The organism is Janthinobacterium sp. Bl 1, assembly GCF_058215535.1.
On record NZ_CM177086.1, the window covers coordinates 5,492,382 to 5,512,595 of the forward strand.

Here is a 20,214-nt window from a genome sequence, read left to right on the forward strand (position 1 = left end):
GGATCAGGCGGCAGGCACGGCCGCGCGGCCGCTGCGGTGCTGCACGATAATCAGGCCGGCGAGCAGCAGCAAGGGCACGGCCAGCGCCACGAAGCCGACAGCCAGGTAGGCAAAGGCGGCCGCGATAGCGCCCAGGGCGAAGGCTGCCAGCGGCCAGAAGAACTTGCCGCAGCGTGCATGGGTGGCGGCATCGGCAGCGCCGCGCAGCACGTCGACGGTGTCGATGACGATCTGCGTCACGTTCCCCGTCATCATGGAGGTGGGCGCCAGGTGCGCCAGCAACAGCCGGCTGGTGGCGCTGTGCACGCCCATGGCGGCCGTGCCCAGCAAGCCTGCCACCATGGCCATGGAACTGACGTCCTTGCCGATCGGTTCGGCCAGGATGCCAAACACCATGAAGCCGGCCAGCAAGGCCCACTGCAGCAGCATCGCCAGGGTCAGCGACGGGCCGGCGCGGCGCTCGACGGCCAGCACCATCAGGCGCGTGACGGCGACGCCGGCGATAAACGCGGGAAAAGCGAGAAACTTCAACAGGATGGACACGCGCGATGCATCCGCCAGGGCGGCGCCGATCAGCACGAAGTTGCCCGTGACATGGGCCGTAAACAGGCCAAACAGGGCAATAAAACCCAGGGTATCGACATACCCGGCTAAAAATCCCAGGCTGGTGCCGAACAAGCGGCTGTGTGGTGGCTGATCCATCGAATGACTCCCGATACCGTGCAATGCACTAAAAAACAGAAAACGCGCCAGGGAAGCGCCCCGGCGCCACTGCCTGCATGGTAAGCCATGCGGCCGGCCTGCGCCCCCGCCATTCGGCCAGTGCGCCACGCTCCACCTGATCTTTTGACCCGTGTTCAAACGCGGGGCGCCAGCTACACTGGCCGACGTGACTTTCGCGCCGCGCACGCCGGCCCTCCCCCGCACCGCAACCATGGAGCTGCACCATGCCAGAACACACCCTCCCCGCCGCCGCACCCTTGATACTGCTCAATGGCTGCTTCCATACCGTCGATAAAAGCTGCCCGCAAGCGAGCGCGGTGGCCATCGCCGACGGCAAATTTCTCGCCGTGGGCGATGCCGATGACGTCATGCGCCACCGCGCGCCCGACAGCCGCGTGATCGACCTCGGTGGCCGCACCGTGATTCCCGGCCTGAACGACTCGCACCTGCACCTGATCCGCGGCGGCTTGAACTACAACCTGGAATTGCGCTGGGAAGGCGTGCCCTCGCTGGCCGACGCCCTGCGCATGCTGAAGGAACAGGCGCTGCGCACGCCGAACCCGCAGTGGGTGCGCGTCGTCGGCGGCTGGAACGAATTCCAGTTCGCGGAAAAGCGCATGCCGACCCTCGATGAAATCAACGCGGCCGCACCGGACACGCCCGTCTTCATCCTGCACCTGTACGACCGCGCCCTGCTCAACCGCGCCGCCCTGCGCGTGGTCGGCTACGATAAAAATACGCCGAACCCGCCCGGCGGCGAAATCGTGCGCGACGCGGCCGGCAACCCCACGGGCATGCTGATCGCGCGTCCGAACGCCATGATTTTATATGCGACCCTGGCCAAGGGTCCAACCCTGCCGCGCGAATTGCAAGTCAATTCCACGCGCCAGTTCATGCGCGAACTCAATCGCCTGGGCCTGACCAGCGCCATCGACGCGGGCGGCGGCTTCCAGAATTATCCGGAAGACTACGCGGTGGTCGAGGAACTGGCGCAAAAAGAGCAGCTGACGATACGCATCGCCTACAACCTGTTCACGCAAAACAAGGGCGCGGAACTGCAAGACTTCCAGAAGTGGACGGAGATGGTCACGCCGGGCCAGGGCGACGATTACTACCGTCATAACGGCGCCGGCGAAATGCTCGTGTTTTCCGCCGCCGACTTCGAGGATTTCCTCGAGCCGCGCCCGGACCTGGCGCCCGGCATGGACGACGAACTGGAAAAGGTCGTGCGCCACCTGGTGTCGAAACGCTGGCCTTTCCGCCTGCACGCCACCTACGACGAATCGATAGAGCGCATGCTGACGGTCTTTGAAAAGGTCAACCGCGATATCCCGTTCGACGGCCTGCACTGGATGTTCGACCACTGCGAAACCATCACGCCGAAAAACATCGACCGGGTCAAGGCGCTGGGCGGCGGCATCGCCATCCAGCACCGCATGGCCTTCCAGGGCGAATACTTTGTCGACCGCTACGGCGCGGAAGCGGCCAAGGCCACGCCGCCCATCGCCCGCATGCTTGCCTCGGGCGTGCCCGTGGGCGGCGGCACGGATGCGACCAGGGTCGCCAGCTACAACCCGTGGACGGCGCTGTACTGGCTGGTATCGGGCCGCACCGTAGGCGGCTTGCGCCTGTACGACGCGGGCAGCCGTTTGTCGCGCGGCACGGCGCTGGAACTGTGGACGGCGGGCAGCGCCTGGTTCTCCAGCGAGCAAGGCAAGAAGGGGCGCATCCAGGAAGGCATGCTGGCCGACCTGGCCGTGCTGAGCGCGGACTTCTTCAGCATCGATGAAGAGGCGATCAAGTCAATTGAGTCCGTGCTTACCATCGTCGGCGGCAAGATCGTCTACGGCCAGGCGGAATTTACCAAGCTGGCGCCGCCTGCTATTCCCGTGCTGCCCGATTGGTCGCCCGTGAAAAACGTGGCCGGCCACTACCGCTCCGCGCCGCCGCAAAAAACCAGCGTCATGCAGCAGCACCAGTGCCAGGGCGCTTGCGGCGTGCATGCCCACGCCCACGACGTGGCGCGCAAGAGTTCCGTACCCGTGTCCAGCCATTCCGGCTTCTGGGGTGCGCTGGGGTGCAGCTGCTTTGCGTTCTGAGGTGCGTATGGCGCGCGTGTTTTCATGCGCCGCCGGTGCCCTGGCACTGGCGGCGGCCCTGCCCGCCGCGGCACAGGAAAATGTGCAGCTGTACGGCCGCCTGAACGTGGCGCTCGAAGCGCTGCATGCGTCCGGCAGCGGCGACAGCGTGCAGCGCCTGTCCAACAACCGCTCGGTACTCGGTGTTCGCGGCAGCGAAAACTTGGGCGGCGGCTGGCAGGCGCTGTTCCAGGTCGAAGGTACCTTGTCGCCCGACACGGGCGCGGGCTCCATCGCCGCGCGCGACACGCGCGTCGGCATTGCCGGGCCGTGGGGCACGCTGTTTGCCGGCAACTGGACCCTGCCCTACAACAGCGCCACCTCCGCGCTCGACCCGTTCTATCCCACCACGGCCGGCTACATGAGCCTGATGGGCAACGGCGCGGGCGCGACCGAAAACAATACCAGCAACACGTACTCGTTCGATAGGCGCCAGCAGAACAGCGTGCATTACTGGACGCCGCAGTGGCAGGGCTGGTCGCTGCGCGTGGCGCACGGCATGGCGGAAGAACGGCCGGCCAGTGGAGCACATCCGGCACTGACGTCGGCCGCCCTGCTCTACGACGGCGGCGCCCTGTACGCCACGGTGGCGCATGAAGAGCATCACGACTACCAGGGACGGGGCTTGAGCGACCGTGGCAGCAAGCTGGCCATCGCGTGGCGCGTTGACAGCGCCACGCAGCTGGCGTTAGCCTTGGAAAGCCTGCGCTATGCCACGGCGACAGGAGACCTGCGCCGGCGCACGGTGTATGCCTCCGCCACGCGCCAGTTCGGCCGCCACGGCCTGCGTGTCGGTCTGGCCCACGCGCAAAGCGCCACCGGCAGCGCGCTGGAAACCATCGGCACCGTGCGCGCGGGAGCCGGCATGGGCGCCACCCACGCCACCATCGGCTACGACTACCAGCTGTCGAAACGCAGCAGCCTGTATGCCTACTACACGCGCCTGGCCAACGGCCGCAACGGCATCGCCGGCTTTGCCATCAACAGCGTCGGACGCGAAACAGGTACGGCAGGCGCGACCCTGTCGGGCGTGGCACTGGGGATCAAACACAACTTCTGAGGCACGGTTTTCGTGGACAGCCCTGCGCGCGGCGCGTACAGTCTTCATTCCGCAACCAGGGCAGGCATCTGCGAACAGACACCATGAAGCGAGCATCAGCGTCGGCGCTTGGCGACTGGGTCAAGTGCGCCGAACCGGTACAGGGAATCGAACGCATCGAAGCGTGGTTCCAGGGCAAGGCCTATGCCATGCACCGCCACGACACCTACGCCATCGGCCGCACGCTGGCCGGCGTGCAGCGTTTCAGCTATCGCCGGGGTCAGCGCGACAGCCTGCCCGGCAATACCATGATCCTGCATCCCGACGAGGCGCACGATGGCCAGGCGGGTACCGACGCCGGCTTCCGTTACCGCATGTTGTATATCGAACCGGCGCTGTTCCAGGACGTGCTGGGCGGCCGCGCGCTGCCCTTCATCGAAGGCGGTGTGTCGACCGATCCCCGCCTGGCGGCGGCCACCTGCGCCTTGCTGCCGCACGACGGCCACCCGCTCGAAGCGCTGGAGCAGAGCGAGGCGCTGGCCGAACTGGCGCATGCGCTGGCGGAGGCGGCCGGCACGCCGATGCAGCGTCCAAAAGGCGACTACCTGGCGGCGCGGCGCGCGCGCGACTACTTGCAGGCGCACTGCACGCGCGCCGTCACCCTGGAGGAACTGGAAGCGGCGATGGGACGCGACCGCTGGAGCCTGTCGCACGACTTTCGCGTGTTTTATGGCACCAGCCCATACCGCTATCTGACGATGCGGCGCCTGGAGATGGTGCGGCGCCTGCTCTTGGGTGGCGCCACGCTCGCCTCGGCCGCCATGGCGGCAGGCTTTGCCGACCAGAGCCACATGACGCGGCATTTCCTGAAAACCCACGGAATCACGCCCGGCCGCTGGCTGCGTTACGCTGGCGGCGCCAGCACACGCTGAAAACACCCACGATCGTTCAATACGGCCGGCAAGCACCTGCGTATTCTCGCTGCATCGCCACTTGAACGGAGTACAGCATGCCAGACACTACCACTACCACCACCACGCGCGTCCAGGGCCAATCCATCGACCTGGCAGGCAAGATCGACCTGATCGACGGACACTGGCAACCGCGCGTCATCGCCGAAATGAACGACTACCAATTCAAGGTCGTCAAGGTACTCGGTGAATTCCAGTGGCACCGGCACGCCGATACGGATGAAACCTTCATCGTGCTGGACGGCGAATTGCGCATCGCACTGCGCGGCCCTGGCTATGCGGAAGGACACGCCATCGTGCTGACTGCCGGCCAGATGGCCGTGGTGCCCAAGGGCGTCGAACACAAGCCGTGCGCCAGCGCCGAAACGAGGCTGCTGCTGATCGAGCCGCGCGGCGTGGTCAATACAGGCGACGGCGGCGCGGGCGAACGCACGGTGCAGAACGACCAGTGGATCTGAAACAGGAAAGCGAAAAATAACAAAAAACCCGCTGACTTTTACAAGTAAGCGGGTTTTCTGATGAAACTTGGTGCCGTTGGCCGGAATCGAACTGGCGACCTTCACATTACGAATGTGCTGCTCTACCAACTGAGCTACAACGGCGAAGACCCACATTCTACAAACAATGCACAAAATTTGCTAGTGTCAACGCGAACTTTTTTGCATTTTTTTAGCGGCCCGGCTGCGGGCCGCTGAAAATCGTGGAAAAGTGCGGTTTTTTTACTCAGCGTGGTAAGCCGTGACGCGGGCCACTTCGTCTTTCGAGCCGAGGAACACGGGCACGCGCTGGTGCAGCTTGTGCGGGGCGATGTCCATGATGCGCTGCTGGCCGTCGGTGGCCGCGCCGCCCGCTTGCTCGACGATGAAGGCCATCGGGTTCGCTTCGTACATCAGGCGCAGCTTGCCCGGCATCGACGTGTCGCGCAGGTCGGCCGGATACATGAAGATGCCGCCGCGGTTCAGGATGCGGTGCACGTCGGCCACCATCGAGGCGATCCAGCGCATGTTGAAATTGGTGCCGCGCGGGCCCGTGTCGCCGGCCAGCAGTTCGTCGACATAGCGTTTCACGGGCGGATGCCAGTGGCGCGCGTTCGACATGTTGATGGCGAATTCCTTCGTCGTCGGCGGAATCTGCATATTGCTTTGCGTGAGGACCCACGAACCCATTTCACGGTCCAGGGTGAAGCAGTTCACGCCATTGCCGAAGGTCAGCACCAGCATGGTTTGCGGGCCGTACACGGCGTAGCCGGCCGCCACTTGCTTGCTGCCTGCCTGCATGAAGTCCTGCTCGGTCGGCTGCCCCATGCCGTCCGGCGCCTTCAGCACGGAGAAGATGGTGCCGATCGAGACGTTGACGTCGATGTTCGACGAGCCATCGAGTGGGTCGAACAACAGCATGTATTCGCCCTTCGGATAGCGGTTCGGGATCGGGTGGATCGATTCCATCTCTTCTGACGCCATGGCCGCCAGGTGGCCGCCCCATTCGTTCGCTTCGAGCAGGATCTCGTTGGAGATGATGTCGAGTTTTTTCTGTACTTCGCCCTGCACGTTTTCCGTGTCGGCCGTGCCCAGCACTTCGCCCAGCGCACCCTTGCCGACGGCGTGGCTGATGGTCTTGCAGGCGCGCGCGACGACTTCGATCAGCAGGCGCAGTTCGGCCGGAATGCTGTTGTTCGAGCGCTGCTCTTCAACCAGGTATTGCGTAAGACTGATGCGTTTCATGAAACCCCTTCGTTAGTTTTAAATACGTCTCGTTCGGTGCCTGTCGGCTTACGCGCCCCTGGCGCTAAGCCGACCTACAAAATGATGAATGCCCATGCATGCGCGTAGGTCGGATTAGCCCGCAGGGCGTAATCCGACGTGCAATCAATTTGCCAATGCCTTGGAAACGACTTCCATCACGTCATTCGACAAACTGGCCTGGCCGGCGACTTTTTCCAGCGCGTCGCGCATGGAGCCTTGCAGCGCCGGCACGTAACGGCGCCAGCGGTCCATCGAGCGCGCCAGGCGCGCGGCCACTTGCGGGTTCAGGGCGTCGAGCGCGATGACCTGTTCCGCCCAGAAGGCGTAGCCGCTGCCGTCCTGCGCATGGAATTGCGATGGATTGCCATTGGTGAAATTGAAGATCAGGCTGCGCGCGCGGTTCGGATTTTTCAAGGTGAAGGCCGGGTGCGTCATCAACTGGCGCACGGCTTGCACATCGGTCGTTGGCGCGGCCGCCTGCATGGCGAACCACTTGTCGACCACCAGCGCTTCGTTCTCGAAATCGCTATAGAAACTGGTCAAAGCCGCCTGCGCATGCGGCTGCGAGCCGGAATGAATCAGCGCCGCCAGCGCTGCCGCGCGGTCCGTCATGTTGCCGGCATTGTCGAACTGCAGCCGCGCCAGGTCCAGCTCCGCCGCTTCAGGCGCGATCAGCAGATACGACAGGGCCAGGTTTTTCAGCGCGCGCTTGCCAGCCGACAGGGCGTCGGGGCTGTACTCGCCCGGCGTCTGGTTGGCGTGGTACTGCGCCAGCAATTCGGGTTTCAGGGCTGCGGCAATCGTGCGGCGCATGAACTGGCGCGCCGCGTGGATCGCTTGCGGGTCGACTTGCGCCATGCGCTCGGCGATGATGGTTTCCGACGGCAGGATCAGGGCCAGCTCGCGGAAGGCAGGATCGAGCGTATCGTCGGCCAGCAAGGCGCGCTGCGCTTCAATGAAGGTGTCGTCCAGCGCCAGGGTCTCGCCGGCGGCGACGGCGCCCGTCAGTTTGAGCAGCCGCTCCATGGCCAGGCGCTGGCCCGCTTCCCAGCGGTTGACGGGATCGCTGTCGTGGCGGAACAGGTGCAGCAGTTCCGCGTCGGTATAGCCGTATTCGAGCACCACAGGCGCGGAAAAATCGCGCAGCAGCGACGGCACGGGCGCTTCCGCCACGTTCGTGAAGCGGAAGGTCTGCGACGCCTGCGTCAATTCCAGCACGACGCTGGTGGCGCCATTGGCTGCCACGCCATCGACGTGCAGCGGCAGATCACTGCCATCGACAGCCAGCAAGCCGACGGTGACGGGAATGTGGAACGGCAGTTTCTTCGCCTGGCCCGGCGTGGCGGGGCAGCTTTGCGCCAGGGTCAGTTCGAACGTCCGGCTGGCAGCGTCGTAGCGCGTGGAAGCGGTGACGATGGGCGTACCGGCCTGGCTGTACCAGCGCTCGAATTGCGTGAAATCGCGGCCATTCGCGTCCGCCATGGCGGCGCGGAAGTCGTCGCACTGGACGGCCTGGCCATCGTGGCGTTCAAAATACAGGTCCATGCCCTTGCGGAAACCGTCGCGGCCCACGAGGGTCTGGTACATGCGCACCACTTCGGCGCCTTTTTCGTAGATGGTGACCGTGTAAAAGTTGTTGATCTCGACGAAGGAATCGGGACGCACGGGGTGCGCCATCGGGCCCGCATCTTCGGGGAACTGCGCCTGGCGCAGGGTGCGCACCTGGTCGATGCGCGTGACGGCGCGGCCCGTGTCCGTGCCGATCATGTCGGCCGAGAACTCCTGATCGCGGAACACCGTCAAGCCTTCCTTCAGCGACAGCTGGAACCAGTCGCGGCACGTCACGCGGTTGCCGGTCCAGTTGTGGAAGTATTCATGGCCCACCACCGCTTCGATGCCCGCGTAATCGACGTCGGTGGCAACGCGCGAATTGGCCAGCACGTACTTGGTGTTGAAGATATTCAAACCCTTGTTTTCCATGGCGCCCATGTTGAAGTCGCCCACGGCAACGATCATGAAGCGGTCCAGGTCCAGCTCCAGGCCGAAGCGTTCCTCGTCCCAGCGGATCGAGTTTTTCAGCGACTGCATGGCGTAGTCGGTTTTATCGAGGTTGCCCTCTTCCACCCACACTTGCAGCAGCACTTCGCGGCCCGACTTCAAGGTGTAGCGCTCTTCCTGGCACACCAGGCGCGCGGCGACGAGGGCGAACAGGTACGATGGCTTCTTGAACGGGTCTTCCCACTTGGCGTAGTGGCGGCCATCGCCGAGGTCGCCCTCTTCGATCAGGTTGCCATTCGATAGCAGCACCGGATATTGTTCCTTTTGGGCGCGCAGCATGACCGTGTACTTGGCCATCACGTCGGGACGGTCCGGGAAGAAGGTGATGCGGCGGAAGCCTTCCGCTTCGCACTGCGTGAAGAAATTATGGTTCGACACGTACAGGCCGGACAAGGACGTGTTGTCCTGCGGCGCCAATATGGTTTCGATATCGAGTCGCACGTCGTCCGGCGCCTTCGGGATGGTCAGCATGCCGGCCGTCAGCTTGTACTGCGACGGCTTCAGCACTTTGCCATTCAGGCGTACCATCACCAGTTCGATATGTTCGCCGTGCAATTCGATGCTGCGGCTGGTACTGGCCGGGTTGTGGCGCATGCGGATCCGGCTCGCCACCACTGTGCGGGCGGGATCAAGATCGAAACCAAGTTCGACGCTGTCGACCAGGAAGCTGGGCGGCGTGTAATCTTTGCGGTAAATCGTCTGAGGGCTGTCTGTGCGCATAGGGATTTGGGTGGGAGCGGAGGCAAAAGCCTATTTTACCAACACCAGCCCCCGATAGTCGCGATTCACCTCAGGAATGTTGGATTCCCTTACACGCCGACATGCTCGGTAACATTCTGTAATAATGAATAGAAACAAATAGAACTATTCTTATAATACTAAGCGATGAATTGTGTCTACTAATCAGGAGGTCATGCAATGAAACGTTATCTCACCATTATGATGGCCGCATTGATCGTGTTGCTGACCGGATGCGCCACCACCATACGCAGCGATGTGACCGTCTTTCATGAATGGCCTGCGCAATTGCAGGACAAATCGTATGCGTTTGAAGCGCCAGCGGCGGAAAACGATACGCTGGAATACCGCAGCTACCAGAACCTGGTGCGCGCGGAACTTGCCAAGCACGGCTTTGGCGAAGCTTCCGGCCCTGCGGCAGCCAATTTGCGCGTAGCGATGAATTTCTCCACCGTCGACTATCCTGAGCGCGTGCTGCAGGCCACCGACCCATTCTGGTATGGTCCAGGCTACTGGCCCGGCCGCTATGGCTACCGTTACGGCGCCTGGCCTGGCTACGGCCGCTTCGGCTACAACCCCTACTGGTATGGTCCGCTGGACGTGGAAGAAAGCGTGCGCCATAAATACGAGCGCGAACTGCGCATCACGATCAATGACCGCAACGGCAAGAAACTGTACGACGTGACCGTGCAATCGACCAGCAACAAGCGCGCCACGTCGCAAGTGATGCCCGCCATGGTAGCGAGCGCCTTTGCCGACTTCCCCGGCCAGAGCGGCGTACCCCGTAAAGTCGAAGTCAAGGTGGACTGATGACGCGGCCATGCCAAAACCGGCTACTGCAGCAGTGCATCAGCCGGTTTTTTTTCACCTAAGAATAATACGCCTCGGCCGCAAAGGTCAGCGCGCCGATCAGGGCCACGGCCAATAACAGCACGATCAGCAGGCGGCCGAATTTCGGCGTGCCGTCACTGCCGCCGCTCATGGCACGATGATGGTCGAGCCCGTCGTCTTGCGCCCTTCCAGGTCCATGTGCGCCTGGGCGATATTGGCCAGGTTGTAGCGCTGGTTGATCTCGATCTGCACTTCGCCGCTGCTGACGACGCCGAACAGCGAGGTCGCCATCTCTTCCAGGTTCGTGCGGTTCGACGCGTAGCTGAACAGAGCCGGGCGCGTGAGGAACAGCGAACCGCGCGAGGCCAGCTCACCGAGGGTAAACGCCGGCACGGGACCGGACGCGTTGCCGAAGCTGACCATCATGCCCAGCGGCGCCAGGCAGTCGAGCGAGCCCGTAAACGTATCCTTGCCGATGGAATCGTAGACGACGGAGACGCCCTTGCCGCCCGTGATCTCGCGCACGCGCTCGACGAAGTTTTCCGTGTTGTAGTTGATGACGTGGGCCGCGCCGTGCGCCTTGGCCAGCGCCACCTTTTCATCGGAGCCGGCCGTGCCGATCAGGTTCACGCCCAGCACTTTCGCCCACTGGCAGGCGATCAGGCCCACACCGCCCGCAGCCGCGTGGAACAGGATGGTGTCGCCCGCCTTCAGGGCCACCGTGCGGTGGAACAGGTATTGCACCGTCAAGCCTTGCAGCATCATGGCGGCCGCCGTGTCGAAAGCGATGCGCTCGGGCAGCACCAGCAGCAGGGCCGCCGGCAGGTTGCGCTGCTGCGCATACGCGCCATTGATGCGCGCCGCATACGCCACCCGGTCGCCGACCTTCACTTCCGTGACGCCCTCGCCCACCGCCTCGACGATGCCCGCGCCCTCGACGCCGAGGCCATTGGGCAGCGGCTGCGGGTACAGGCCCGTACGGAAATACACGTCGATGAAATTGAGGCCGATGGCCTCGTGCCTGACGCGCGCCTCGCCGGGACCGGGCGGCGGCAGTTCCACGTCCACATATTCCATCACTTCCGGGCCGCCCGTGCGCTGCACGCGGATGGCTTTGGTGGTAATCGTTGCGCTCATGCTCATCTCCTCGTGTAGGTGAATCAGGCGGTCGCGCTGGCCCGCGCCTGCAGTTGCGACAGCACCAGGTGCGCCGACGACAGATTCGTTGCGCACGCCACGTTGTGCACGTCGCAGGCGCGCACCAGGGCATTGATGTCCGGCTCGTGCGGCTGCGGCGTCATCGGGTCGCGCAGGAAGATCACGCAATCGATCAAGCCTTCCACCAGCAGGGAACCGATCTGCAAGTCGCCGCCGAACGGGCCCGAATGCTTGCGCTCGACGGCCAGGCCCAGTTCATTGATCAGGCGCCCGCCCGTGGTGCCCGTGGCCGACAGTTCGCAGCCCTTCAAAAAATCCAGGTATTCGCCCGCCAGGGTAATCATGTCATCTTTTTTCTTGTCGTGGGCAATCAGGGCGATGCGTGTTTTCATGGTGAGGACTTTTCAGTGGGTGGAGGAGTTATTTCTTTTTCGACAACAAGTAAATACCGGCCAATACCAGGCTGGTGCCAGCCAGTTGCCAGTTGGTGATCGGTTCATCGAGGATCATGGCGCCCAGGAACAGGGTCGACACGGGGCCGATCATGCCCGCTTGCGAAGCGACGGGCGCACCGATGCGCTCGACGGCGATCATCGTCATGAAGACGGGCATCACCGTGCAAAAGATACCATTGAGCAAGGACAAGCCATACACGGGCATCGGCTGTATCAGCAGCTCGACGGGGCGCAGGATGAAGAATTGGGCGATGCAGGCAAAGCTGGCCACGCACATCGCGTAGGAAACGAGCCGCATCGAACCGATGCGCTTGACCAATTCACCGGAGCCCAGCAGATACACGGCATACGAGCAGGCCGAACCCAGCACCAAAGTGGAGCCCAGCGCCACATTGCTGGCGCCGCCCTGCAAGTCGTGCACGAACACGAGCACGATGCCGCAATACGAGGTGAGCAAGGCCAGCCACTGCAAGCGGCTGATGCTCTGCTTGAAGTACACGGTGGTAATCAGGAGCACGAAGGTGGGCGTGAGGAACAGGATCAGCCGCTCGAGCCCCACAGAAATATATTGCAGGCCCAGAAAATCCAGATAGCTGGACAGGTAATAGCCGACGAGGCCCAGCCCGACGAGGCGCAGGCGGTCGCTGTTTGATAACGGCGGCTCCGTGCGCATCTTCCACCAGGCGATGACGGCGAACACGGGCAGCGAAAAAATCATCCTGAAGGCGATCAGGGTGACGGCGTCGATCTGGTAGCGGTACAGCAGCTTGGCGACGATGGCCTTGGTGGAAAACAGCACCGCCCCGCCCACGGCGATGGCCAGGCCACCGAGGTAGACGGAACGGGGAAGCGATGCAGGGGTTGCTTGCGGAGAACTGGAGCTCATGCCCAGATTGTAATGGCAAAAGCGAAAGGAAGCCAAGTGCTGGGGTCAGACCCGGCGGGTCTGACCCCCAAATAGCGCGCAGCTCAAGCGTAGGTCGGGTTAGCCCAAAGGGCGTAACCCGACAACACCACCATTGCCCGCCTTTACGCCACCACTACCGCCGCCGCGCCCGCCGTCACCGTCGCCGTCGTCACCCGTGCAATCACGTTCGCCGGCGCCGCCGTGCCGATCAGTTTATTCACCTGCTTGAACTGCGCCACCAGCTTGCCCGGCGTCAAAGTCACCACCGTGTAGCCCTGTGCATCCGTGTTCAGATGCTTGATCCACGGGTTGTTGCCCAGGCCGGACAATTGCTGCGCCAGGCCCAGCAAGGTCGTGCTGAAGTCAGTGCTCGCTTTCAAACCGGCCTGCACGGCAGCGACTGTCGCCTCCAGTTGCGCTTCCGGCACGCCCTTGGCGGCCAGGGCGCCGCGCAGCTGCACGCGCAATTGCTCGAGCAGGCTGTCGACGGTGGGGGCCGCCTTGCCCATGGTGTAGTCAAGCAGGTTGACGTCGAGATTGACCGTGCCCAGTCCCGTGACGGGGATGGCCAGCGGGTAGCTGACGAGGGTGCCGATATCGCCCATGCTGCCGGCGGCCGACTTCAGGTAGCTGAAGAAGGAGTCCGAGCTGACGCCGGCCGACACCAGGTCCACCATGACGGGCGTGCCGCCGCCCGCTGCGTCGAAATCGTCGCTGACGGTGCCGGCAAAGAACGAGTGGATATCGCCGGTCAGCGCCACCACGTTGCCGATGGCATTGGTTTTCAGGTGCGCCATCAAATTCTTGCGCTCGCTGTTGTAGCCATCCCACTGGTCGCAATTGAGCAGGAAGCGCGTGAAGAATGGCGCCAGCGCCGCTTGCTGGCCGGAAGCGGCGACAAAGCTCGATGCGGCGCCCTTGGCCTGCACGTCGGGCTTGATCCAGCCAAAGGCGATCACTTGCGCGGCGGCGGCCGGCGAAGCGCTGTTGTAGGCGGCCACCGTGATACCGGCCTGGGCCGCGCTCAAGCCGGCGCCCACGGCAGCGGCGCCCTGCGCGCTGGCGTTCGCTGCCGCGCCGGCAATGGCCATGGCCGCCGCCTGCGCCACGTTTTGCGCCGCGCCCGCCGTCGATGCTGCCACGATGGCGGACGCCAGCGGCACGCTGCCACCCACCAGCGGCACGGTGCTGGCGATGGCCTTGCCCACGTTGGTCATGGCGCTCAGCGCCAGCAAGGTGGCAATCGCGTCCGTGCCATTCAAGCCCATGCGCAGCAAGGACACTTCATTGCCCCACAGCTTCCAGGTCGAGGTCGCCGCCTTCATCTTGCTTTTCCACCAGTCGCGTTGCGTGCTGCCCAGCATGCCGACAGCGGCCAGCGGGTCGGCGCCGGCCTTGGTGGCGGCCGCCATTTTCTGTCCTTCCACGCTGTCGAACAGCGCTTGCGGCACCAGGTAGCGGCTGCCGATGCTGCCCAGCGGCTTGCCCGTGGCCGGGTTGATGGTCGACTCGGCGATCGCATGGTCGGCGCGGTACAGGCGCTCGTCCGTCATCACCAGCTGCATCAGTTTGCCGAACTGGAAATCGCGGTAGATCTGGATGTTCTGGAACGTGGTCGCGGCGCCATCGAACGTGACGTCGGCCGGCATGTATTCGAACCACGCCTGGTTGGCGCTGCGGCGGCGGGCCGGCTGGTGCAGATCGCTGCCGTCGGCGGCCACGATGCCTTCGTAGGTGGAGGCGTCCTGCCAGGCATCGTCCGTGAATTCATGGTCATCCCAGATGGCGATGAAGGCAAAGCGCTCGTGCACGGCCTGCAGGCGCGCATCGGTGCGGTATTTCTTGTACAGGTAGCGGTAGTCGGCCACGGTGGTCGCGTATTTCGCGCCGGACGCGCCGCTTTTAAACGTGCCGTCGGGCAATTTCAACTGGTCGTGGCGGCTTTCCACGGCGCCGCTCTGGAACGCTTCGCCCACCGTTTCATAGATGTAGTCGCCCAGGTGGACGATGAAATCGAGGTTTTCATTGGCGGCGATGTGCGACAGCGCGCCCCAGTGGTTGATGCTCCAGTCCTGGCACGTCAGGTAGGCGAACTGCAGCTGCGACACGTCGGCAGTGGCGGCGGGCGCCGTCTTGAAGCGGCCCACGTTCGAGCGCACATCGCCGGCGATGAACTGGTAAAAATACACCTGGCCCGGCTGCAAGCCCGTCACCTTGTGGCGCAAGGTATTGTCGAAATCGGCTTTCAATGGCAACTTCGCATCGACGATGGGCGTGCCCGCCAGGGCCGTGTTGCCGCCCAGGGCAGCCGTATTGTCGCTGGCGCTGACGATCAGGCGCACGGCCACGTCGGACTTGCCGGCCACGGCGGGCGCGACGGCATCGAAACTGGCGGGCACGACGCGCGTCCACAGCATGGCGCTGTCGGCGCGCGGGTCGCCCGACGCCACGCTTTGCGGGAATTTCCAGTCGCCGCCCGAAGCGAGCGGCACGCCAGGATCGCTGTAATCGGTGCTGCCGCAGGCGGCCAGGCCGGCGGTGGCCACGGAGACGGTAATGAAGCCGCCCAATTTCAGAAATTGCCGCCTGTCCATTTGACTTGCCATGATGTCGCGCCCTCGATATGGTGAAAGCGCGTCACTTTAGCAACAGATTGTGTCATCCTGATGACGGGGCCATGCCGCTTGCCAAGGGGCCGATATGCTAAAATGTCGGCCACAATTGAACACCCGTCTAAGGAAGATTCGACATGGCAGGACATAGCAAATGGGCCAATATCAAGCATAAAAAGGCTGCCACCGATGCCAAGCGCGGCAAAATCTGGACGCGCCTGATCAAGGAAATCACGGTTGCGGCCCGCATGGGCGGCGCCGACGCCATCACCAATCCGCGCCTGCGCCTGGCCGTCGACAAGGCGGCTGACGCCAATATGCCAAAAGACAACGTCCAGCGCGCGATCAACCGCGGCAGCGGCGGCGTCGATGGCGCCAACTACGAAGAAGTGCGCTACGAAGGCTACGGCGTGGGCGGCGCGGCCGTCATCGTCGAATGCATGACCGACAACAAGGTGCGCACGGTGGCCGAAGTACGCAACGCCTTCAACAAGAACGGCGGCAACATGGGCAACGAAGGCTCGGTCGCCTTCATGTTCCAGCATTGCGGCCAGCTGCTGTTCGCGCCGGGCACCGACGAAGACAAGCTGATGGAAGCGGCCCTGGAAGCGGGCGCCGACGACGTCATCGCCGATGAAGAAGGCGGCTTCGAAGTGGTCACTCCCGTGCACGATTTCGCCACCGTCAAGGAAGCGCTGGAAGCGGCCGGCTTCAAGGCTGAAGTGGCCGAAGTCATCATGAAACCGGCGACGGAAACCGTGTACTCGGGCGACGACGCCATCAAGATGCAAAAGCTGATCGATGCGCTGGAACTGCTGGACGACGTGCAGGAAGTGTTTACCAACGCGTTAATAGAGAATTAATCACTCTGTACTCAAGGGCGGCACCGCCGCCCTGCAACCCACATTGAACGAACGGTCCCTATGAAAATTCTGGTAGTCGGCTCTGGCGGCCGCGAACACGCCCTGGCCTGGAAACTGGCCCAGTCCGAACGCATACAGATGGTGTATGTCGCACCGGGCAACGGCGGCACCGCGCGCGATGCGCGCCTGGTCAATCTCGACATCAGCGATCCACAATTGCTGGCCGACTTCGTTCAGCAGGAACACATCGGCCTGACGGTCGTCGGCCCGGAAGTGCCGCTGGCCGCCGGCATCGTCAACCTGTTCCGCTCGCGCGGCCTGAAAATCTTCGGCCCGACCAAGGAAGCGGCGCAGCTGGAATCGTCGAAAGACTTCGCCAAGGCCTTCATGCAGCGCCACGGCATCCCGACGGCCGCCTACCAGACGTTTTCCGACGTCGCTCCCGCGCATGCCTACGTCGACGCCATGGGCGCGCCCATCGTCATCAAGGCCGACGGCCTGGCTGCCGGCAAGGGCGTCGTCGTTGCCATGACCCTGGAAGAAGCACACCAGGCGGTCGACATGATGTTGTCCGATAACCAGTTCGGCGACGCCGGCGCGCGCATCGTCATCGAGGAATTCCTCGCCGGCGAAGAAGCGAGCTTCATCGTCATGTGCGACGGCAAGAACATCCTGCCGCTGGCCACCAGCCAGGATCACAAGCGCCTGAAGGACCACGACCAGGGTCCGAACACGGGCGGCATGGGCGCGTATTCGCCGGCGCCGATCGTCACGCCGGCCATGCATGCGCGCGTCATGCGCGAAATCATCGTGCCGACCATCCAGGGCATGGCCAAGGATGGCATCACGTTCACGGGCTTCCTGTACGCGGGCCTGATGATCGACGACAAGGGCACGCCGAAGACGCTGGAATTCAATTGCCGCATGGGCGACCCGGAAACGCAGCCGATCATGGCGCGCCTGAAAACCGATCTGGTCACCGTCATGGAACACGCCGTCAACGGCACGCTCGACGCCGTGGAACTGGAATGGGACCGCCGCACGGCAGTTGGCGTCGTGATGGCCGCCGCCGGCTACCCGGACGATCCGGTCAAGGGCACGGCGATCGGCGACATCCCGGCCGAAACGATTGACTCCGTCACCTTCCATGCGGGTACCCGCATCGACGGCGAACGCCTGGTCACCAACGGCGGGCGCGTGCTGTGCGTGGTCGGCCTGGGCGACAGCATCAAGATGGCGCAGAAGCAGGCGTATGAAACCGTGGAAAAAATCCATTTCGACGGCGCGCAATACCGCCGCGACATCGGCTGGCGCGGTTTGAAGCATTGATCATCCCATAATGATCACACGGCGGGGCCGGCGCGGAATGCATCCGCCCCGGCCCCGTTTTATTTGGCGCGCCGGGAAAACGGGCTTTGCGCTAAGATTTTGCCTTTCAGACAAAACTGCCGCCCATGCCCAACCCCAGCCACATTCATCCCTCACTCGCCCAGGTACGCCAGCTCGGTCTGATCACGGACGATGAACTCGACGACGCCATCGCCGAACTGGAGATCATCGAACTGCAGCGCAAGCATAACGAGGAAGAAGGCATCGACGTGCCGGAACTGGCCGCTGGCGCGGGGCTTGTCGACACCCTGGCATGGCTGCTGCTCACGGACCTGCTGCCACAGGACGACTTTTTGCAGCGGGTGCGCGACCTGCCGCGCCAGCATGGCGGCGCGGCCCTACTCGAACGCCAGCAACTGGCCGCCGACGCGCTGCGGCAAGTCAACCGCCAGGCCATCGACACCCTGTACGACGAAGACCTGATCGACCAGTGGCAGCGCGACGCCGCGCACGCCCGCTTGCCGGCGGACCGCCTGCTCGCCTCGCCGGTCGCCGCCCTGCGCGACATGCTACGGCAAGGTATCTTGTCCGCGCCCCAATTCGAGGCGCTGCGCCTGCGCACTCGCCAGCGCGGCTCGGAGCTGGGCCGCATCATCGTCGATGGCGCCGCGCAGCGGGCCCATCGCCCCGCGTATGCGCGCCCGGTGACATGGGTAATGCCCGCGCTGCTGCTGGTGGTGGTATTGGCCGTTGCCGGCCGCGCCATCATGTCCCGGCAGGCCCCCGCTCCCGCCACCATCGCCGAGCAGGGCGTCGAGCGGCCTGAGCTGCAGCAGAACGCCGCGCACGCCGTCGAAAGCGCGCGCCTGCCCGGCGCCGGGCCGGACCTGTCCATCACCGTCGTGCAGGACGGCGCCACGCCGCCGGCGCCTTGAACCACAACGCACTTCCCGCGCAGGCGGCCATGATGGCATACTGCCGTTTTGCCACCAATGCGGGGAAGCCATGGCCTGGAATGAAGGATACGTGTCGGATATCGAGTACACCAACGGTTTTTACAGCGACCTGAGTCCGCATCACCTCAATTTCAGCTGCATCCTCAACGGCGTCGAACCGGTGCCCCTGGACCAGCCCTACACCTACTTTGAACTGGGCTTCGGCCGTGGCCAGACGCTCCATGTCCTGGCGGCCGCCAATGCCAACGGCCGGTTCTACGGCAACGATTTCAACCCGGCCCATGTCGCTGGCGCACGCGCCCTGGCGGCCAAGGCCCAGTCGAGCAATCTGACCCTGCTGGAAAACAGCTTTGAAGAATTGGCCCAGGGCCGCGTGCCCGATCTGCCGCAGTTCGACTTCATTACCCTGCACGGCATCTACACCTGGGTCAACCGCGAGAACCGCCAGCATATCGTCGACTTCATCGCACGCTACCTGAAACCGGGCGGCATCGTTTCGCTCAGCTATAACGCCATGCCTGGATGGAGTTCCGCCCTGCCCCTGCAGCGCCTGCTGCTGGAGTTTGCCGCCAGCTTCCCCGGCCGCAGCGACTTGCAGATGCAGGCTGGCATCGCCTACGTGCAGCAGCTGCAGAACCTGCAGGCCGGCTACATCGCAGACAATCCCGCACTCGCGCCGCGCCTCAATGCGCTCATCAACAGCGATCCCCATTACAGCGTGCATGAATACCTGAACCAGAACTGGGAGCCGTTGTACCACACGGACGTGATGCGCGATGTGGCGGGCGCCAAGCTCGATTTTGCCGGCTCCGCCGACCTGCCTTTTGCCTTTCCCGCGCTGTATCTGAACGCCGACCAGCAAGCCACCATCGACTTGCTGCCCGACGCCGCCATGCGCGAAATGATGAAGGATTATTTTCTCAATACCAGCTTCCGCAAGGATGTGCTGGTGCGGGGCGCGCGCCGCATGGGGGCCGTGCGCCAGGCCGAGTGCCTCGCCAGCGTGCACCTGGCCATGCTGGTGCCGCGTGAAAAAATGGTCTTTACCTTCCAGACCAAGGCGGGCGTCGTGACAGGAAACGAGCAGGTCTACGGCGCCGTCTGCGATGCGCTGGCGACCGGCCCGCATAGTCTGGCCGACCTGGCCGCACTGCCCTCCTTGCCCGGACAGAGCGTGCAAAGCCTGGCGGAGGTGGCGGCCATGCTGGTCACCGGCAGCCAGGTCGTGATGTATTTCCCGGCTGGGGCGCAGGACGGCAGCGGCGACGCGGCCGCGCGCCGCCTGAACCAGGCCATCGGCGCGCAGCTGCGCTACGGCGACGGCAATCGTGTCCTGTGTTCGCCATTGGCAGGCAGCGGCATCGACACGGAATTCATCGACCGGCTGCTGTTTTCGCTGCTCATCCAGGAAGGGGAACAGCCGGATCTGGCCACCTTGCAGGCACAGGCGGCCAGCGCCATGGCGCACTGCGGGCGCCGCCTGCTCAATGAGGGCGCGGCATGCGACGACGAGGCGGCGCACCAGCAGCTGCTCAACGCAGCCATCGAGGAATTCCTGCGTGAGAAACTGCCTGTGCTGCAGCAGTTGCGCATGCTGTAAGGGGCGCTGGCCGCAAAACCACAGCGCCAGCGCCGCCCTATCACAAAAATCCGTAACAGGGTACAATCCGTCCTTACTTTTTTATTTCGGCCTC

The 20,214-nt window shown here is 63.8% G+C and carries 16 protein-coding genes and 1 tRNA gene; 9 read left to right on the forward strand and 8 right to left on the reverse strand.

The features are described from left to right. Positions 1-3: 3 nt before the first annotated feature. Positions 4-702, reverse strand: coding sequence for a YoaK family protein (locus AC4BCN_RS24755; RefSeq protein WP_092713839.1), 699 nt, complete (start codon positions 700-702; stop codon positions 4-6). 245 nt (positions 703-947) lie between these two features. Between AC4BCN_RS24755 and AC4BCN_RS24760 the strand changes: the two genes are divergently transcribed. The 4 genes from AC4BCN_RS24760 (at position 948) to AC4BCN_RS24775 (ending at position 5,329) form a co-directional block, all read left to right on the forward strand. Beyond that, complete coding sequence (locus tag AC4BCN_RS24760; protein WP_490491990.1) at positions 948-2,822, forward strand: amidohydrolase; 1,875 nt, start codon at positions 948-950, stop codon at positions 2,820-2,822. Positions 2,823-2,829: 7 nt separating this feature from the next. After that, the gene (locus AC4BCN_RS24765) at positions 2,830-3,921 is read left to right on the forward strand and encodes a porin (protein WP_490491991.1); all 1,092 of its coding nucleotides are present in this window, start codon (positions 2,830-2,832) and stop codon (positions 3,919-3,921) included. Positions 3,922-4,004: 83 nt separating this feature from the next. Continuing rightward, on the forward strand, positions 4,005-4,832 hold the full coding sequence (locus tag AC4BCN_RS24770) for an AraC family transcriptional regulator (protein ID WP_490491992.1): 828 nt from the start codon (positions 4,005-4,007) through the stop codon (positions 4,830-4,832). A 77-nt stretch (positions 4,833-4,909) separates the two neighbouring features. Further along, positions 4,910-5,329 (forward strand): cupin domain-containing protein, encoded by a 420-nt coding sequence (locus tag AC4BCN_RS24775; RefSeq protein WP_490491993.1) that lies wholly within the window; start codon positions 4,910-4,912, stop codon positions 5,327-5,329. 68 nt (positions 5,330-5,397) lie between these two features. On the opposite strand, the gene AC4BCN_RS24780 is transcribed toward AC4BCN_RS24775, so the two are convergent. The 3 genes from AC4BCN_RS24780 to pepN form a co-directional block, all read right to left on the reverse strand. Then, a tRNA-Thr gene (locus tag AC4BCN_RS24780) sits at positions 5,398-5,473 on the reverse strand. Positions 5,474-5,590: 117 nt separating this feature from the next. Then, complete coding sequence (locus AC4BCN_RS24785; RefSeq protein ID WP_034747152.1) at positions 5,591-6,592, reverse strand: class 1 fructose-bisphosphatase; 1,002 nt, start codon at positions 6,590-6,592, stop codon at positions 5,591-5,593. Positions 6,593-6,736: 144 nt separating this feature from the next. Then, positions 6,737-9,391, reverse strand: a complete 2,655-nt coding sequence (pepN, locus tag AC4BCN_RS24790) for an aminopeptidase N (RefSeq protein WP_490491994.1) — start codon at positions 9,389-9,391, stop codon at positions 6,737-6,739. A 198-nt stretch (positions 9,392-9,589) separates the two neighbouring features. On the opposite strand from pepN, the gene AC4BCN_RS24795 reads away from it, so the two are divergent. Then, complete coding sequence (locus tag AC4BCN_RS24795) at positions 9,590-10,219, forward strand: DUF4136 domain-containing protein (RefSeq protein ID WP_490491995.1); 630 nt, start codon at positions 9,590-9,592, stop codon at positions 10,217-10,219. A 168-nt stretch (positions 10,220-10,387) separates the two neighbouring features. Here AC4BCN_RS24795 and AC4BCN_RS24800 read toward each other — a convergent pair whose 3' ends face one another. From AC4BCN_RS24800 to AC4BCN_RS24815, 4 genes are all read right to left on the reverse strand, one after another. Then, positions 10,388-11,377 (reverse strand): quinone oxidoreductase family protein, encoded by a 990-nt coding sequence (locus AC4BCN_RS24800; protein ID WP_436480062.1) that lies wholly within the window; start codon positions 11,375-11,377, stop codon positions 10,388-10,390. Positions 11,378-11,400: 23 nt separating this feature from the next. After that, on the reverse strand, positions 11,401-11,790 hold the full coding sequence (locus tag AC4BCN_RS24805) for a methylglyoxal synthase (RefSeq protein ID WP_139091126.1): 390 nt from the start codon (positions 11,788-11,790) through the stop codon (positions 11,401-11,403). 28 nt (positions 11,791-11,818) lie between these two features. Next, entirely contained in the window at positions 11,819-12,739 is a 921-nt protein-coding gene (locus tag AC4BCN_RS24810) for a DMT family transporter (RefSeq protein ID WP_128142048.1), read from the reverse strand. Between the two features lie 143 nt (positions 12,740-12,882). Continuing rightward, positions 12,883-15,366: an alkaline phosphatase D family protein gene (locus tag AC4BCN_RS24815; RefSeq protein ID WP_490491996.1), complete on the reverse strand. Its 2,484-nt coding sequence runs from the start codon at positions 15,364-15,366 to the stop codon at positions 12,883-12,885. A 143-nt stretch (positions 15,367-15,509) separates the two neighbouring features. On the opposite strand from AC4BCN_RS24815, the gene AC4BCN_RS24820 reads away from it, so the two are divergent. From AC4BCN_RS24820 to AC4BCN_RS24835, 4 genes are all read left to right on the forward strand, one after another. Beyond that, positions 15,510-16,235 (forward strand): YebC/PmpR family DNA-binding transcriptional regulator, encoded by a 726-nt coding sequence (locus AC4BCN_RS24820; RefSeq protein ID WP_034747129.1) that lies wholly within the window; start codon positions 15,510-15,512, stop codon positions 16,233-16,235. A 60-nt stretch (positions 16,236-16,295) separates the two neighbouring features. Then, entirely contained in the window at positions 16,296-17,564 is a 1,269-nt protein-coding gene (purD, locus tag AC4BCN_RS24825; protein WP_456150900.1) for a phosphoribosylamine--glycine ligase, read from the forward strand. Positions 17,565-17,689: 125 nt separating this feature from the next. Continuing rightward, the gene (locus AC4BCN_RS24830; protein WP_338679624.1) at positions 17,690-18,499 is read left to right on the forward strand and encodes a hypothetical protein; all 810 of its coding nucleotides are present in this window, start codon (positions 17,690-17,692) and stop codon (positions 18,497-18,499) included. Between the two features lie 70 nt (positions 18,500-18,569). Next, positions 18,570-20,120: a class I SAM-dependent methyltransferase gene (locus AC4BCN_RS24835; RefSeq protein ID WP_338679625.1), complete on the forward strand. Its 1,551-nt coding sequence runs from the start codon at positions 18,570-18,572 to the stop codon at positions 20,118-20,120. Positions 20,121-20,214 lie beyond the last annotated feature (94 nt).